Source organism: Rhodoblastus acidophilus (genome assembly GCF_025961575.1).
Taxonomy (GTDB): Bacteria; Pseudomonadota; Alphaproteobacteria; order Rhizobiales; family Beijerinckiaceae; genus Rhodoblastus; species Rhodoblastus acidophilus_C.
Window position 1 is genome coordinate 1 of the sequence record NZ_JAOQNX010000004.1, and the last position, 13,766, is coordinate 13,766.

General features: G+C 63.2%; 25 protein-coding genes and 1 pseudogene. All 26 read left to right on the forward strand.

Translation table 11 applies throughout. The annotated features are described in order from the left end of the window. Positions 1–129 (forward strand): annotated as a pseudogene (gene tuf / locus M2320_RS03480) (elongation factor Tu); the annotation flags it as partial. Between the two features lie 69 nt (positions 130–198). Further along, entirely contained in the window at positions 199–507 is a 309-nt protein-coding gene (gene rpsJ / locus M2320_RS03485; protein ID WP_085773755.1) for a 30S ribosomal protein S10, read from the forward strand. Between the two features lie 143 nt (positions 508–650). Further along, entirely contained in the window at positions 651–1,367 is a 717-nt protein-coding gene (rplC, locus tag M2320_RS03490) for a 50S ribosomal protein L3 (protein ID WP_184429281.1), read from the forward strand. Between the two features lie 3 nt (positions 1,368–1,370). Next, a complete protein-coding gene (gene rplD, locus M2320_RS03495) occupies positions 1,371–1,991 on the forward strand; it encodes a 50S ribosomal protein L4 (protein ID WP_184429280.1) in 621 nt (206 codons plus the stop codon). Further along, positions 1,988–2,293 (forward strand): 50S ribosomal protein L23, encoded by a 306-nt coding sequence (locus M2320_RS03500; protein ID WP_184429279.1) that lies wholly within the window; start codon positions 1,988–1,990, stop codon positions 2,291–2,293. The genes rplD and M2320_RS03500 overlap by 4 nt, the downstream gene beginning before the upstream one ends. A gap of 21 nt (positions 2,294–2,314) precedes the next feature. Next, positions 2,315–3,154, forward strand: coding sequence for a 50S ribosomal protein L2 (gene rplB, locus M2320_RS03505; RefSeq protein WP_184429277.1), 840 nt, complete (start codon positions 2,315–2,317; stop codon positions 3,152–3,154). Between the two features lie 5 nt (positions 3,155–3,159). After that, a complete protein-coding gene (gene rpsS / locus M2320_RS03510) occupies positions 3,160–3,438 on the forward strand; it encodes a 30S ribosomal protein S19 (protein ID WP_155447606.1) in 279 nt (92 codons plus the stop codon). Between the two features lies 1 nt (position 3,439). Further along, complete coding sequence (rplV, locus tag M2320_RS03515; protein ID WP_184429275.1) at positions 3,440–3,820, forward strand: 50S ribosomal protein L22; 381 nt, start codon at positions 3,440–3,442, stop codon at positions 3,818–3,820. A 10-nt stretch (positions 3,821–3,830) separates the two neighbouring features. Continuing rightward, complete coding sequence (rpsC, locus tag M2320_RS03520) at positions 3,831–4,595, forward strand: 30S ribosomal protein S3 (protein ID WP_184429273.1); 765 nt, start codon at positions 3,831–3,833, stop codon at positions 4,593–4,595. Positions 4,596–4,613: 18 nt separating this feature from the next. Then, positions 4,614–5,027 (forward strand): 50S ribosomal protein L16, encoded by a 414-nt coding sequence (rplP, locus tag M2320_RS03525; RefSeq protein ID WP_184429271.1) that lies wholly within the window; start codon positions 4,614–4,616, stop codon positions 5,025–5,027. A 10-nt stretch (positions 5,028–5,037) separates the two neighbouring features. After that, complete coding sequence (rpmC, locus tag M2320_RS03530; protein WP_184429270.1) at positions 5,038–5,250, forward strand: 50S ribosomal protein L29; 213 nt, start codon at positions 5,038–5,040, stop codon at positions 5,248–5,250. A gap of 13 nt (positions 5,251–5,263) precedes the next feature. Beyond that, on the forward strand, positions 5,264–5,506 hold the full coding sequence (gene rpsQ, locus M2320_RS03535; RefSeq protein WP_184429269.1) for a 30S ribosomal protein S17: 243 nt from the start codon (positions 5,264–5,266) through the stop codon (positions 5,504–5,506). Positions 5,507–5,728: 222 nt separating this feature from the next. Next, positions 5,729–6,097: a 50S ribosomal protein L14 gene (gene rplN, locus M2320_RS03540; RefSeq protein WP_155447600.1), complete on the forward strand. Its 369-nt coding sequence runs from the start codon at positions 5,729–5,731 to the stop codon at positions 6,095–6,097. Further along, positions 6,097–6,414 carry a 50S ribosomal protein L24 gene (rplX, locus tag M2320_RS03545; protein ID WP_184429267.1) on the forward strand — a complete coding sequence of 106 codons (318 nt, stop codon included), beginning with the start codon at positions 6,097–6,099 and terminating at the stop codon, positions 6,412–6,414. Before rplN ends, rplX begins: the two co-directional genes overlap by 1 nt. Next, positions 6,407–7,060, forward strand: coding sequence for a 50S ribosomal protein L5 (gene rplE, locus M2320_RS03550; RefSeq protein ID WP_264596104.1), 654 nt, complete (start codon positions 6,407–6,409; stop codon positions 7,058–7,060). The genes rplX and rplE overlap by 8 nt, the downstream gene beginning before the upstream one ends. A gap of 36 nt (positions 7,061–7,096) precedes the next feature. After that, the gene (gene rpsN, locus M2320_RS03555; protein WP_184429266.1) at positions 7,097–7,402 is read left to right on the forward strand and encodes a 30S ribosomal protein S14; all 306 of its coding nucleotides are present in this window, start codon (positions 7,097–7,099) and stop codon (positions 7,400–7,402) included. A 10-nt stretch (positions 7,403–7,412) separates the two neighbouring features. Beyond that, positions 7,413–7,811, forward strand: a complete 399-nt coding sequence (rpsH, locus tag M2320_RS03560) for a 30S ribosomal protein S8 (protein WP_155447596.1) — start codon at positions 7,413–7,415, stop codon at positions 7,809–7,811. A gap of 17 nt (positions 7,812–7,828) precedes the next feature. Next, entirely contained in the window at positions 7,829–8,362 is a 534-nt protein-coding gene (gene rplF / locus M2320_RS03565; protein ID WP_184429264.1) for a 50S ribosomal protein L6, read from the forward strand. Positions 8,363–8,374: 12 nt separating this feature from the next. Continuing rightward, entirely contained in the window at positions 8,375–8,731 is a 357-nt protein-coding gene (rplR, locus tag M2320_RS03570) for a 50S ribosomal protein L18 (RefSeq protein WP_184429263.1), read from the forward strand. Between the two features lie 245 nt (positions 8,732–8,976). Continuing rightward, the gene (gene rpsE / locus M2320_RS03575) at positions 8,977–9,549 is read left to right on the forward strand and encodes a 30S ribosomal protein S5 (protein WP_184429262.1); all 573 of its coding nucleotides are present in this window, start codon (positions 8,977–8,979) and stop codon (positions 9,547–9,549) included. Positions 9,550–9,560: 11 nt separating this feature from the next. Beyond that, positions 9,561–9,743 (forward strand): 50S ribosomal protein L30, encoded by a 183-nt coding sequence (gene rpmD, locus M2320_RS03580; RefSeq protein WP_088520746.1) that lies wholly within the window; start codon positions 9,561–9,563, stop codon positions 9,741–9,743. Positions 9,744–9,757: 14 nt separating this feature from the next. After that, complete coding sequence (gene rplO / locus M2320_RS03585) at positions 9,758–10,228, forward strand: 50S ribosomal protein L15 (RefSeq protein ID WP_184429289.1); 471 nt, start codon at positions 9,758–9,760, stop codon at positions 10,226–10,228. A gap of 132 nt (positions 10,229–10,360) precedes the next feature. Continuing rightward, the gene (gene secY / locus M2320_RS03590) at positions 10,361–11,695 is read left to right on the forward strand and encodes a preprotein translocase subunit SecY (RefSeq protein WP_184429261.1); all 1,335 of its coding nucleotides are present in this window, start codon (positions 10,361–10,363) and stop codon (positions 11,693–11,695) included. Beyond that, positions 11,692–12,273 carry an adenylate kinase gene (locus M2320_RS03595; RefSeq protein ID WP_184429260.1) on the forward strand — a complete coding sequence of 194 codons (582 nt, stop codon included), beginning with the start codon at positions 11,692–11,694 and terminating at the stop codon, positions 12,271–12,273. The genes secY and M2320_RS03595 overlap by 4 nt, the downstream gene beginning before the upstream one ends. A 352-nt stretch (positions 12,274–12,625) precedes the next feature. Further along, positions 12,626–12,994 carry a 30S ribosomal protein S13 gene (rpsM, locus tag M2320_RS03600; protein ID WP_184429259.1) on the forward strand — a complete coding sequence of 123 codons (369 nt, stop codon included), beginning with the start codon at positions 12,626–12,628 and terminating at the stop codon, positions 12,992–12,994. Between the two features lie 249 nt (positions 12,995–13,243). Next, complete coding sequence (gene rpsK, locus M2320_RS03605) at positions 13,244–13,633, forward strand: 30S ribosomal protein S11 (protein ID WP_184429257.1); 390 nt, start codon at positions 13,244–13,246, stop codon at positions 13,631–13,633. Positions 13,634–13,766: the final 133 nt, after the last annotated feature.

Sequence of the window (13,766 nt, forward strand, 5' to 3'; positions counted from 1 at the left end):
CCGGGCGACAACATTTCGATGGACGTGTCGCTGATCGTTCCGATCGCGATGGAAGAGAAGCTGCGCTTCGCCATCCGCGAAGGCGGCCGCACCGTTGGCGCGGGCGTCGTCGCTTCGATCATCGAGTAATTTTTCGGCGGATTAGCGTTGGTGCGGGCTGCCCGTCAGCCCGCACTGATTCGCTCAGAGGATCAGAAAATGAACGGACAAAACATCCGGATCCGCCTCAAGGCGTTCGATCATCGGATTCTGGACACTTCGACGAAGGAAATCGTCTCCACCGCCAAGCGCACCGGCGCTCAGGTGCGTGGCCCGATCCCCCTTCCGACCCGGATCGAGAAGTTCACCGTGAACCGCTCGCCCCACGTCGACAAGAAGTCGCGCGAGCAATTCGAGATCCGCACGCACAAGCGGGTGCTTGACATTGTCGATCCGACCCCCCAAACGGTCGATGCGCTGATGAAACTCGACCTCGCCGCCGGCGTGGACGTCGAGATCAAGCTCTGAGTTCACGCCTCAAGCGTGAACTTTGATAAAAGCTCTCAATCAGAGCCGTAACTTAAGTCTGAGACGTCTTTGTGACGTCTCTCGGCGCCTCTGCAGGCTCCCTGGATAGGGACCCTCGTACGCGCCCTAAAGGAAAGAGAAACATGCGGTCAGGCGTCATCGCACAGAAGGTCGGCATGACCCGCGTCTTCACGGACAGCGGGGAACATGTTCCGGTCACGGTCTTGAAACTCGACGGCGTTCAGGTCGTCGCCCAGCGCACCTTGGAGAAGAACGGCTATACCGCTCTCCAGCTCGGCATCGGCCGCGCCAAGGTCAAAAACGTCTCCAAGGCCGAACGCGGCCGCTTCGCCCAGGCCAATGTTGAGCCGAAGCTGAAGCTCGCCGAGTTCCGCGTGGCCGAGGACGCCCTGCTGCCCGTCGGCGCCGAAATCACCGCCGACCATTTCGTCGTCGGCCAGTTCGTCGACGTCACCGGCACCACCACGGGTAAAGGTTTCGCCGGCCCGATGAAGCGCTGGAACTTCGGCGGTCTGCGCGCCACCCACGGCGTGTCGGTGTCGCACCGCTCGCATGGTTCGACCGGCGGCCGTCAGGACCCCGGCAAGACTTTTAAAAACAAGAAAATGGCCGGCCATATGGGCACGGACCGGGTGACGACGCAGAATCTTCGCGTCGTGTCGCTCGACGTCGAGCGCGGCCTGGTGCTGGTCGAAGGTTCGGTTCCCGGCCACGCCGGCAACTGGATTTTTATCCGCGACGCCGTGAAGAAAGCGCTGCCCGCCGAGGCTCCGAAGCCCGGCAAGTTCCGTATCCCGGAAAGCAACGCCGCTCCCGAAACCCCGGCTTCGGAGGGCTAAGCCGTGAAGATTGACATCACCACTCTCGAAGGCGCCGCGAACGGCGCGCTCGACCTCAACGACGCCATCTTCGGCCTGGAGCCGCGCGAAGACCTGATCGCCCGCATGGTGCGCTATCAGCTCGCCAAGCGCCGCGCCGGCACCCATGCGGTGAAGAACCGCGCGGACATCGCCCGCACCGGCAAGAAGATGTACAAGCAGAAGGGCACGGGTTCGGCCCGTCACGGCTCCGCCCGCGTGCCGCAGTTCCGTGGCGGCGGTCGCGCTTTCGGTCCGGTCGTGCGTTCGCACGCCCATGACCTGCCGAAGAAGGTCCGGGCGCTGGCGCTGAAGCATGCGCTCTCGGCCAAGGCCAAGGACGGTTCGATCATCGTGCTCGAGGCGGCCAACGCCGACGCGCCGAAGACCGCCGCGCTCAAGGCCAATTTCGCCAAGATCGGCCTCACCAACGCGCTGATCATCGACGGCGCCGAGCTGAACGCCAATTTCGCTCTGGCCGCGCGCAACATTCCCCAGATCGACGTGCTGCCGATCCAGGGCATCAATGTTTACGACATTCTCCGCCGCGAGAAGCTGGTGCTGACCAAGGCGGCGATCGATGCGCTGGAGGCGCGATTCAAATGAGCCAAGGCGCTATCGATCCCCGTCATTATGACGTCATCGTCGCCCCGGTGATCACCGAAAAGGCGACCATCGCGTCCGAACAGGACAAGGTGGTGTTCAAGGTGCGCATCGACGCGACCAAGCACCAGATCAAGGCCGCCGTCGAACGCCTGTTCGACGTCAAGGTCGAGGCGGTGAACACTTTGCTCCGCAAGGGCAAGAAGAAAATCTTCAAGGGAACGCGCGGTGTGCGTTCCGACGTCAAGAACGCGGTCGTCACGCTGGCCAAGGGCCAGAAGATCGACGTGACCACCGGGCTCTGAGCTGGATTGAGGTAAAGGCAGATGGCTCTCAAGACATTCAAGCCGATCACGCCTGGTCTGCGCCAGCTCGTGATCGTCGACCGGAGCGAGCTCTACAAGGGCAAGCCCGTTAAGAAGCTGACCGAAGGACAATCGTCCGCTGGCGGCCGCAACAACAATGGCCGCATCACCGTCCGCTTCCGCGGCGGCGGCCACAAGCAGGCCTATCGCATCGTCGATTTCAAGCGTCGCAAGGAAGGCGCGGCCAAGGTCGAGCGGATCGAATATGATCCGAACCGCACCTCGTTCATCGCCCTCATCTCCTACGAGGACGGCGAGCAGGCCTATATCATCGCGCCGCAGCGTCTCTCCGCCGGCGACACGGTGGTGGCGGGCGCGCAGGTCGACGTGAAGCCGGGCAACGCCATGCCGTTGGCGGCGATCCCGGTCGGCACGATCGTCCACAATGTCGAGCTGAAGATCGGCAAGGGCGGCGCCATCGCCCGCTCCGCCGGCTCCTACGCTCAGATCGTGGGCCGCGACCAGGGCTATGTCATCGTTCGCCTGAACTCCGGCGAGCAGCGTCTGGTCCATGGCCAGTGCTATGCGACCGTGGGCGCGGTGTCGAACCCCGACCATATGAACACCTCGATCGGCAAGGCCGGTCGTCAACGTTGGCTCGGCCGTCGCCCGCACAACCGCGGCGTCGTCATGAACCCCGTCGATCACCCGCACGGCGGCGGTGAAGGCCGCACTTCGGGCGGCCGTCACCCGGTTACTCCGTGGGGCAAGCCGACCAAGGGCAAGAAGACCCGCTCCAACAAGTTCACCACCAAGTTCATTGTGACCTCGCGTCACAAGGCGAAGAAGAAGAAGGGCTGACCCTGATGTCTCGCTCGATCTGGAAAGGTCCGTTCGTCGACGGATACCTCCTGAAAAAGGCCGAAGTGGCCTCTCAAGCCAAGCGCTCCGAGGTCATCAAGACCTGGAGCCGCCGCTCGACCATCCTGCCGCAGTTCGTCGGCCTCACCTTCGGCGTCTACAACGGCCACAAGCATGTGCCCGTGAACGTCACCGAGGACATGATCGGTCACAAGTTCGGCGAGTTCTCGCCGACCCGCACCTTCCACGGCCACGCCGCGGACAAGAAGTCGAAGAGGGGCTGAGATGTCGCAGGAAAAAAATCCGCGCGCCCTCAAGGAGAATGAGGCCAAGGCGGTGACGCGCATGATTCGCGTGTCGCCCCAGAAGCTCAACCTTGTGGCCCAGCTCATTCGCGGCAAGAAGGTCGATCGCGCTCTCGCCGACCTGACCTTCTCCGAGAAGCGCATCGCCGCCGACGTGAAGAAGACGCTGGAAAGCGCCATCGCCAATGCCGAGAACAACCACGACCTCGACGTGGATGATCTCGTCGTCGCCGAAGCCTATGTCGGCAAGGCGATCGTGATGAAGCGTTTTCACGCTCGCGCCCGTGGCCGCGCCGGCCGTATCGAAAAGCCGTTCGCGAACCTGACGATCGTCGTTCGCGAAGTCCAAGCGTCGGCCTGAGGAGAGAACGATGGGACAGAAAGTCAATCCGATCGGCCTTCGCCTCGGCATCAACCGCACCTGGGACAGCCGCTGGTTCGCCAACAAGGGTGAATACGGCAAGCTGCTCCACGAAGATTTTGCGATCCGCGAAGCCCTGATGAAGGCGCTGAAGCAGGCGGCGGTCTCGAAGATCGTCATCGAGCGTCCGCACAAGAAGTGCCGCGTCACCGTTCATTCCGCCCGCCCGGGCGTGGTGATCGGCAAGAAGGGCGCGGATATCGACAAGATCCGCAAGCTCGTCGCCAAGCTGACCTCGTCGGAAGTCGCGATCAACATCGTCGAAGTCCGCAAGCCGGAAGTTGACGCCACCCTGGTGGCCGATTCGATCGCGCAGCAGCTCGAGCGCCGCGTCGCCTTCCGTCGCGCCATGAAGCGCGCCGTGCAGTCGGCCATGCGTCTGGGCGCCGAAGGCATCCGCATCAACTGCTCGGGCCGTCTCGGCGGCGCGGAAATCGCCCGCCTGGAATGGTACCGCGAAGGTCGCGTGCCGCTGCACACGCTGCGCGCCAATGTCGATTACGGCACGGCGACGGCGCATACGGCTTACGGCACCTGCGGCATCAAGGTCTGGATCTTCAAGGGCGAAATCCTCGAGCACGATCCGATGGCCACCGAGCGCAGCGCCGAAGCCGCCAGCCACGATCATCACGGCGAGCGCCGCGAACGTCGCGATCGCGACGGCGAGCGTCGCGGCCCCCGCGAGCCGCGCGCCCCGCGCGAACCTCGCGCCTAAACCTTGTGAGTTGGACCCATGCTGCAACCCAAGCGCACAAAATTCCGCAAGGCCTTCAAAGGCCGCATCAAGGGCGTCTCCAAGGGCGGTTTTGAGCTGGCTTTCGGCCAGTTCGGCCTCAAGGCGCTCGAACCCGAACGCGTCACGGCCCGCCAGATCGAAGCGGCCCGTCGCGCCATGACCCGCCACATGAAGCGCGCCGGCCGCGTCTGGATCCGCGTGTTCCCGGATCTGCCCGTGTCCAGCAAGCCCACCGAAGTCCGTATGGGTAAAGGTAAGGGCGCTCCTGAATTCTGGTGCGCCCGCGTGGCGCCCGGACGCATCATGTTCGAGATCGACGGCGTTCCCGCGCCGCTGGCCCGCGAAGCTTTCGCGCTGGCCGCGGCCAAGCTGCCGATCAAGACCCGCTTCATCGAACGCATCGCCGAATAAGGAGGGCAGGATGTCCGACAAACAGCGCCTGTCCGACCTCAAGGCGATGACCGAGGATCAACTGGCTGACGAATTGCTGAAGCTGAAGAAGGAGCAGTTCAACCTGCGCTTCCAGAAGGCGACGAATCAGCTCGAGAACACGTCGCGCGTCCGCGTCGTCCGCCGCGACGTCGCCCGCGTGAAAACCCTCGCCGCGCAGAAGCGCGGTGAGGCCAAGTCATAAGGGCGAAATCAATATGCCGAAGCGCATTCTCCAAGGCGTTGTCGTCTCCGACAAGCAGGAAAAGACCGTGGTGGTGAAGGTGGAGCGCCGCTTCACCCATCCGCTGCTGAAAAAGACCGTCCGCCGCACCAAGCACTATCACGCGCATGATGAAGCGGGCGCTTTCAAGGTCGGCGACGCCGTCTCCATCGAGGAGACCCGGCCGATTTCGAAGCTCAAGCGCTGGATCGTTCTGCCGAACGAAAACAAGGCTTGATTTCTTCGGAAAAATGAACGAGGAAGCGCTCCTGCTTCCTCAATCGAAGTCTGCGCCGGGTCACGGTCGCCCCTTAATGGGAAAACGGCTGTGACGCACCGGCGCATTGATTTCGTCGAACACCCCAGTTCTGGGGAAGACCCGCCGCGAAAGCGGTATCCAGGCGAAGTCCGGCCGGAATGATCCGCGTCGGAAACCGATCTGACAGAAAGGCTCGTAGCCATGATTCAGATGCAGACCGCCCTCGACGTGGCCGACAATTCGGGCGCGCGTCGTGTGATGTGCATCAAGGTGCTTGGGGGCTCCAAGCGCAAGTATGCAGGCGTTGGCGATATTATCGTTGTTTCGGTTAAAGAGGCTATTCCGCGCGGCCGCGTGAAAAAGGGCGACGTGATGAAGGCGGTCGTGGTGCGCACGGCCAAGGACATCAAGCGTCCCGACGGCTCCGTGATTCGCTTCGACACCAATGCGGCCGTTCTGATCAACAATCAGAAGGAGCCGGTGGGCACCCGTATCTTCGGACCGGTGCCGCGCGAGCTGCGCGCCAAGAACCACATGAAGATCATCTCTCTCGCTCCTGAGGTGCTGTAATGGCCGCCAAGATCAAGAAAGGCGACAAGGTCGTCGTGATCGCCGGCCGCGACAAGGGCCGCAAGGGCGAGGTCACGCTGGTGCTTCCGAAGGAAGGCCGCGCTGTGGTGTCGGGCGTCAACACGGTGAAGCGTCACCAGAAGCAGACGCAGGCCCAGGAAGGCGGCATCATCACCAAGGAAGCCCCGATCCAGCTGTCGAACATCGCGATCGCCGATCCCAAGGACGGCGCCCCGACCCGCGTCGGTTTTAAAATTCTTGAGGACGGCCGCAAGGTTCGTTTCGCCAAGCGTTCGGGAGAACTGATCGATGGCTGAGGCCAAATCCCCCAAAAAGGGCGCCGACAAGGCCGCCGAGAAGAAGTCCAAGGGCTCTGAGAACGTCGCCGCCGCCGGCGCGGTCGCCGCGATCCCCGAGGGCTATGTCGCGCGTCTGCGCAAGCACTATGACGAAGTGGTGCGCGCCAAGATGATCGAAGAGTTCGGTTACAAGAACCCGAACGAAGTGCCGGTCATCGAGAAGATCGTGCTGAACATGGGCGTGGGCGACGCCGTCAACGACACCAAGAAGGTGACGTTGGCCGCCGCCGACCTGGCGCTCATTGCGGGCCAAAAGCCTGTGATTACTCGGGCCCGAAAAGCGATCTCGACCTTCAAGGTTCGCGAGAACATGCCGATCGGCGCCAAGGTCACCCTGCGCAAGACCCGCATGTACGAATTTCTGGATCGCTTCATCACGGTCGCGCTGCCGCGCGTTCGAGATTTCCGCGGTCTGAACCCCAAGTCGTTCGACGGCCGCGGCAATTATGCGCTCGGCATCAAGGAGCACATCGTGTTCCCTGAAATCGACTACGACAAGGTCGATACGGTTCTGGGCATGGACGTGATCGTTTGCACCACGGCCAAGACCGACGACGAAGCCCGCGCTCTCCTGCGCGCCTTCAACTTCCCGTTCCGGCAGTGAGCCGCAAGGCTCAGACGCGGAGACCAGAGGTAACTCATGGCTAAGAAAAGCGCTATCAACAACAACAAGAAGCGCGCCAAGCTCGCCGCCGATAAGGCCGGCAAGCGCGCGCGTCTCCGGGCGATCGCCAGGGATCGTTCCTTGACCGTCGAAGAGCGTTTCGAAGCGACGCTCAAGCTCGCGGAAGTTCCGCGCAACTCCTGCGTCAATCGTGTGCGTAACCGCTGCGAAGTGACGGGGCGTCCGCGCGCCTATAACCGCAAGCTGAAAATGTCGCGTATCGCTCTGCGCGAATTGGGCTCCAAGGGTCTGATCCCGGGCCTGGTCAAGTCGAGCTGGTAAGGAGACCGTCATGGCGATCAACGATCCTGTGGGCGATCTGCTCACCCGCATCCGCAATGCGCAGATGCGCCGCAAAACCTCCGTCTCGACGCCGGGCTCGCGCCTGCGCGCCCACGTCCTCGACGTGCTCAAGGACGAAGGCTATATCCGCGGTTATTCCGTGACCGAATATGGCAACGGCCGCACCGATTTCGAAATCGAACTGAAGTATTTCGACGGTCAGCCGGTCATTCGCGACATCACCCGCGTCTCCAAGCCGGGCCGCCGCGTCTATGCCGCCGTCGACAAGCTGCCCCGCGTCGCCAACGGCCTGGGCATCGCCATCATTTCGACCCCGAAGGGCGTCCTCGCGGATCATGCCGCGCGTGAAGCCAATGTCGGCGGCGAAGTGCTCGCCACCGTGTTCTGAGCCGAGAGGAGAATCAAATGTCTCGTATCGGTAAGAAGCCGGTTGTCGTTCCGGCCGGCGTCACCGCCAAGGTCGAGGGCCAGACCGTGTCCGTCAAGGGCGCCAAGGGCGAACTGTCCTTCGTGGTCCACGACGACGTGCATGTCGAAATGAAGCCGGAAGGCATCAAGGTCGATCCGCGTCACGAAACCAAGCGCGCCCGCGCTTTGTGGGGCACCGCCCGCGCCCAGATCAACAATCTGGTTGTCGGCGTGACCAAGGGTTTCGAGAAGAAGCTTGAGATCACCGGCGTCGGCTACAAGGCCGCTGTCGCTGGCAAGAATCTCCAGCTGTCGCTCGGCTACAGCCACGACATCAACTATCCGATTCCGGCCGGCGTCACCATCGCCTGCCCGAAGCCGACGGAAATCACCATCGCCGGGATCAACAAGCAGCAGATCGGCCAGATCGCTGCGGAGATCCGCGAGTATCGCGGCCCCGAACCCTACAAGGGCAAGGGCGTCAAGTACGAAGGCGAATTCATCTTCCGCAAGGAAGGCAAGAAGAAGTAAGGACCGCGTATCATGGCCAAGGATACCACTGATCGCCGTAAGGCGCGCGTCCGCCGCACGCTTCGCGCCCGCGCTTACGGCAAGCCCCGTCTGTCCGTGTTCCGCTCTTCCAAGCAGATCTACGCGCAGATCATCGATGACGAGCAGGGCGCGACTCTCGCCGCGGCTTCGTCGATCGAGAAGACCCAGCGCGAAGCGCTCAAGACCGGCGCTGACGTCGAGGCCGCCAAGGCCATCGGCAAGCTGGTCGCCGAGCGCGCCCTTGCGGCTGGCGTTACCGAAGTCGTGTTCGATCGCGGCTCGTACATGTACCACGGCCGCGTCAAGGCGCTGGCCGACGGCGCCCGCGAAGGCGGCCTGAAGTTCTGATCGGCGCATAAGCGCTGGTTCGTTAAACACCGTCATGCCCGGGCTTGTCCCGGGCATCCACGCCGGGACATTTGTTCCATGGCGCGGGATGGGACAAAAGTTGCGGCTTCTTCTGGAAGCACAACGATCTCCATGACGGCGTGGATGGCCGGGACAAGCCCGGCCATGACGGCCCTAAACAGCCGTCGAAACCCTCAGCGAGCGGCGGCCGAACCGGGCTGTCCGCGCAAGTGACGGAAAAACAAATGGCTCGTGAAGAACAGGGCGGTCGCGGTCGCGATCGCAAGGAAGAAGAGCGCGACAGCGAATTCGTGGATCGTCTGGTCCACATCAACCGCGTCGCCAAGGTTGTGAAGGGTGGCCGCCGCTTCGGTTTCGCCGCTCTCGTCGTCGTCGGCGACCAGAAGGGTCGCGTTGGCTTTGGCCATGGCAAGGCGCGCGAAGTGCCGGAAGCCATCCGCAAGGCCACGGAATCCGCCAAGCGCGCGCTGATCCGCGTGCCGCTGCGCGAAGGCCGCACCCTGCATCATGACGTGAACGGCCGCCACGGCGCGGGCCGCGTCGTGCTGCGCGCTGCGCCGGCCGGTACCGGCATCATCGCCGGCGGCCCGATGCGCGCCGTGTTCGAATCGCTCGGCGTCCATGACGTCGTCGCGAAGTCGCAGGGCTCGTCCAACCCCTACAACATGATTCGCGCCACGTTCGACGCGCTGAAGGCCGAGGACTCGCCCCGTTCGGTGGCGGCCCGTCGCGGCCTGAAGGTGTCGGTCCTGCAGTCGCGCCGCCCCGGCGGTGAAGACGGCACGGCGGAAGGCTGAGGAGGAAGATCATGACGGACAAGACTGTCACGGTCGTTCAGACCAAGAGCCCGATCGGCCGTCCCGCCGACCAGCGCGCGACTCTCGTCGGCCTGAAACTTAACAAGATCGGCCGCAAGGCGGTGTTGAAGGACACCCCCTCGATTCGTGGTCAGATCGCCAAGGTCGCGCACCTCGTGCGCGTCGAAGATTGAGGGTCGCGACCATGGTGAAACTCAACGACATCTCCGACAATCCCGGTTCCTCCAAGAACCGCATGCGCGTCGGTCGCGGTATCGGCTCCGGCAAGGGCAAGACCGCTGGACGCGGCGTCAAGGGTCAAAAGGCCCGCACCGGCGTCGCCATCAAGGGTTTTGAAGGCGGCCAGATGCCTCTGCACCGCCGTCTGCCCAAGCGCGGCTTCTGGAATCCCTTCTCGGTGGATTACAACGAGGTCAACCTCGGCCGTATCCAGCAGGCGGTGGAAGCCGGCAAGCTCGACGCTTCCGCGCCCGTGACCCTGGAGGCGCTGGTCGCCGCCGGCGTGATCACCAAGGTCCGCGACGGCGTCAAGATCCTCGGCAATGGCGAACTCACTTCGAAGCTCGCCTTCGAAGTCGCCGCCGCCTCCAAGTCCGCTGTCGCCGCCATCGAAAAAGTTGGCGGTTCGGTGAAGCTGCTCACGGCTGCCGAAGCGTGATTTTTCTCAGGCAGAGTCGCGATTGCGCGTGATTTTGCCGGGATGAACGGTTATTGACGGGGCGGAACTCGAACGAGTTGCGCCCCGTTTTCGCATCACTCATGCGCGCGTCGCGCATTTGGAGCAGTTTTCATGGCTTCGGCAGCTGAACAGCTTGCGGCTAATCTCAACTTCGCTTCGCTCGGCAAGGCCGAAGAGCTCAAGAAGCGTATCTGGTTCACCCTTGGCGCCCTGGTCATTTATCGCCTCGGCACCTACATCCCGCTCCCCGGCATCGACCCCGTGGTGTTCGAGCAGAGCTTTCATGGCAAGCAGCAGGGCGTGCTCGAGCTGTTCAACATGTTCGCCGGCGGCGCCGTGCAGCGCATGGCGATCTTCGCCCTGAACATCATGCCCTACATCTCCGCCTCGATCATCGTGCAGCTGATGACCTCGGTGATTCCCGCGCTGGAAACGCTGAAGAAGGAAGGCGAGCAGGGCCGCAAGGTCATCAACCAGTACACCCGCTATCTCACCGTCGCGCTCGCGGTGTTCCAGGCCTATGGCATCGCCATCGGTCTCGAGGGGCAGACCGGCGTGGTGACGGAGCCCGGCTGGTTTTTCCGCGCCTCCACCGTGATCACCCTCACCGGCGGCGTGCTGTTCCTGATGTGGCTCGGCGAGCAGATCACCTCGCGGGGCATCGGCAACGGCTCTTCGCTGATCATCTTTGCGGGTATCGTTGCGGCATTCCCCTCGGCGGTGGCCTCGACCCTGGAGCTGTCGCGCCAGGGCGCGATCCCGGCGTCGGTCATCGTCGGCGTGTCCGTGATGTCCTTCGCGGTGATCGCCTTCATCGTCTATATGGAGCGCGCCCAGCGCCGGCTGCTGATCACTTATCCCAAGCGCCAGCAGGGCAATCGCGTCTATGAGGGGCAGACCTCGTTCCTGCCGCTGAAGCTCAACACCGCGGGCGTGATTCCCCCGATCTTCGCCTCGTCGCTGCTGCTGCTGCCGATCACCTTCTCCAATCTCGCCGGCGACGGCGGGGCGGGCGGCGTGCTCGGCTTCCTGGCGACCTATTTCGGTCACGGCCGGCCGCTCTACATCCTGTTCTATGTCGGCATGATCGTGTTCTTCGCCTTCTTCTATACGGCGATCGTGTTCAATCCGCAGGACACGGCGGAAAATCTGAAAAAGCATGGCGGCTTCATTCCGGGCATCCGCCCGGGCGAGCGCACCGCGCAATATATCGACCACGTGCTCACCCGCGTGACCGTGCTCGGCGCCGGCTATCTCGCCATCATCTGCCTGCTACCCGAAATGCTGATTTCCCAATTTGCGCTGCCGTTCTATTTCGGCGGGACGTCCCTGTTGATCGTGGTCTCCGTGACCATGGACACGGTTGCGCAGATTCATGGCCATCTCCAGGCGCAGCAATATGAGGGACTGGTGAAAAAGGCCAAGCTCAGGGGGAAAAAGAAATGAGGCTCATTCTGCTCGGACCGCCCGGGGCCGGCAAAGGCACCCAATCGGCGCGCCTGGAACAGAAGTACGGCATTCCGCAGCTCTCCACCGGCGACATGCTGCGCGCGGCGGTGAAGGCGGGCACCCCCATCGGCCAGAAGGCCAAGGCGGTGATGGAATCGGGCGGCCTCGTTTCCGACGAGATCGTCATCGGCATCATCGCCGACCGGATCGACGAAGCCGATTGCGCCAAGGGTTTCATTCTCGACGGTTTTCCGCGCACGGTCGCCCAGGCCGAGGCTCTGACCAAGCTGCTCAAGCAGAAGGGCAGGGACCTCGATGCGGTGATCGAGCTTTTGGTCGACGACGGCATTTTGCTGTCGCGCATCGAGAATCGCGCCCGTGAGACGGTGGCGGCGGGCGGAACGGTTCGCGCCGACGACAATCCGGAAGCCTTTAAGAAGCGCCTGGCCCAGTATCACGAGCAGACCGCGCCGGTGTCGGGCTATTACAAGTCCATCGGCGAGCTGCGCACGGTCGACGGCATGGCGCCGATTGACGAAGTGACCAAGCAGCTCGACGCGGTGCTGGCCAAGTAAGGCAGCGACATTCGGCGCGCATCCTTCTCCCCTTGCGGGAGAAGGTGGCCGCGAAGCGGCCGGATGAGGGGTTCGTCCCCTCGTCGTGGGCGCAAAACCCCTCATCCGTCTCGACGCCTGTCGGCGTCGAGCCACCTTCTCCCGCAAGGGGAGAAGGTGGGCCCGTCAAGCGGCGGGAATTTTTCATACGCGCATTGACGGCGCGGCGGAATCGTTCTAAGCGAACCCTCTACGGCGCTCCTGCTGGAAAGCAGGAGCGTTGTTTTTATATCCCAGGTTTCAATCCCCGCAGGGGCCGGCCTCCACCGGACGCGGGAACACCGGGCGAAAGCCCCTTCACATGGAGTGAGAAATGGCTCGTATAGCTGGCGTTAACATCCCGACCAACAAGCGCGTCGTCATCGCGCTGCAGTACATCCACGGCATCGGCCCGAAGAACGCCCAGGAAATCTGCGACAAGGTCGGCATCACCGCCGAACGCCGCGTCAACCAGCTTTCGGACGCCGAAGTGCTGCAGATCCGCGAAACCATCGACCGCGACTATATGGTGGAAGGCGATCTGCGCCGCGAAGTGGCGATGAATATCAAGCGCCTGATGGACCTCGGCTGCTATCGCGGCCTTCGTCATCGTCGCCAGCTGCCGGTTCGCGGCCAGCGCACCCACACCAACGCCCGCACCCGCAAGGGCAAGGCGAAGCCGATCGCCGGCAAGAAGAAGTAAAATCCGGCCCAAACGGTCTGGGCCGGGCTGCAAAAGGCGCTTCTCTGCGCTCCGATGCTCACGCACTGATGTGCGCTCCGCTTCGGTGCTCGCGAATCACCGTTTTCGCCGCGGCCCAACCCATTTGGTCTCGAATTTTTGTGTTTCACCGTCGCGGTTTTCGCCGCGAGATCATAGGGCGCTTCGTTCGAGGCGCCCGCTAACCCCAGCGCCTGGAACTACGGGCGCGCCTGAAGGGAAAAGAGAAAAATGGCTAAGGACAACACCCGCGTTCGCCGCAGGGAACGCAAGAACATCGCCTCCGGCGTGGCCCATGTGCATTCCTCGTTCAACAACACGATGATCACCATCGCCGACGCTCAGGGCAACACCATTTCCTGGTCGTCCGCCGGCACCATGGGTTTCAAGGGTTCGCGCAAGTCGACCCCCTATGCCGCGCAGATGGCCGCTGAAGACGCCGCCCGCAAGGCCGCCGAGCACGGCATGCGCACCGTGGAAGTCGAAGTCTCCGGTCCCGGTTCGGGTCGTGAGTCGGCGCTGCGCGCTTTGCAGGCCGCCGGCTTCACCGTCACCTCGATCCGTGACGTGACCCCGATCCCGCACAACGGCTGCCGCCCTCGCAAGCGCCGTCGCGTCTGATTATATATGGGTTTGGCCGCCTCGCGCGGTCTTGCGATCGCGGCTTCGCCGCGATCGATTTGTATCCGCCTGGGACCGACGGGGCTCGGCGGACAATTCCGGTAGCGGACCAAAGGCCATGGTTGACGAACCG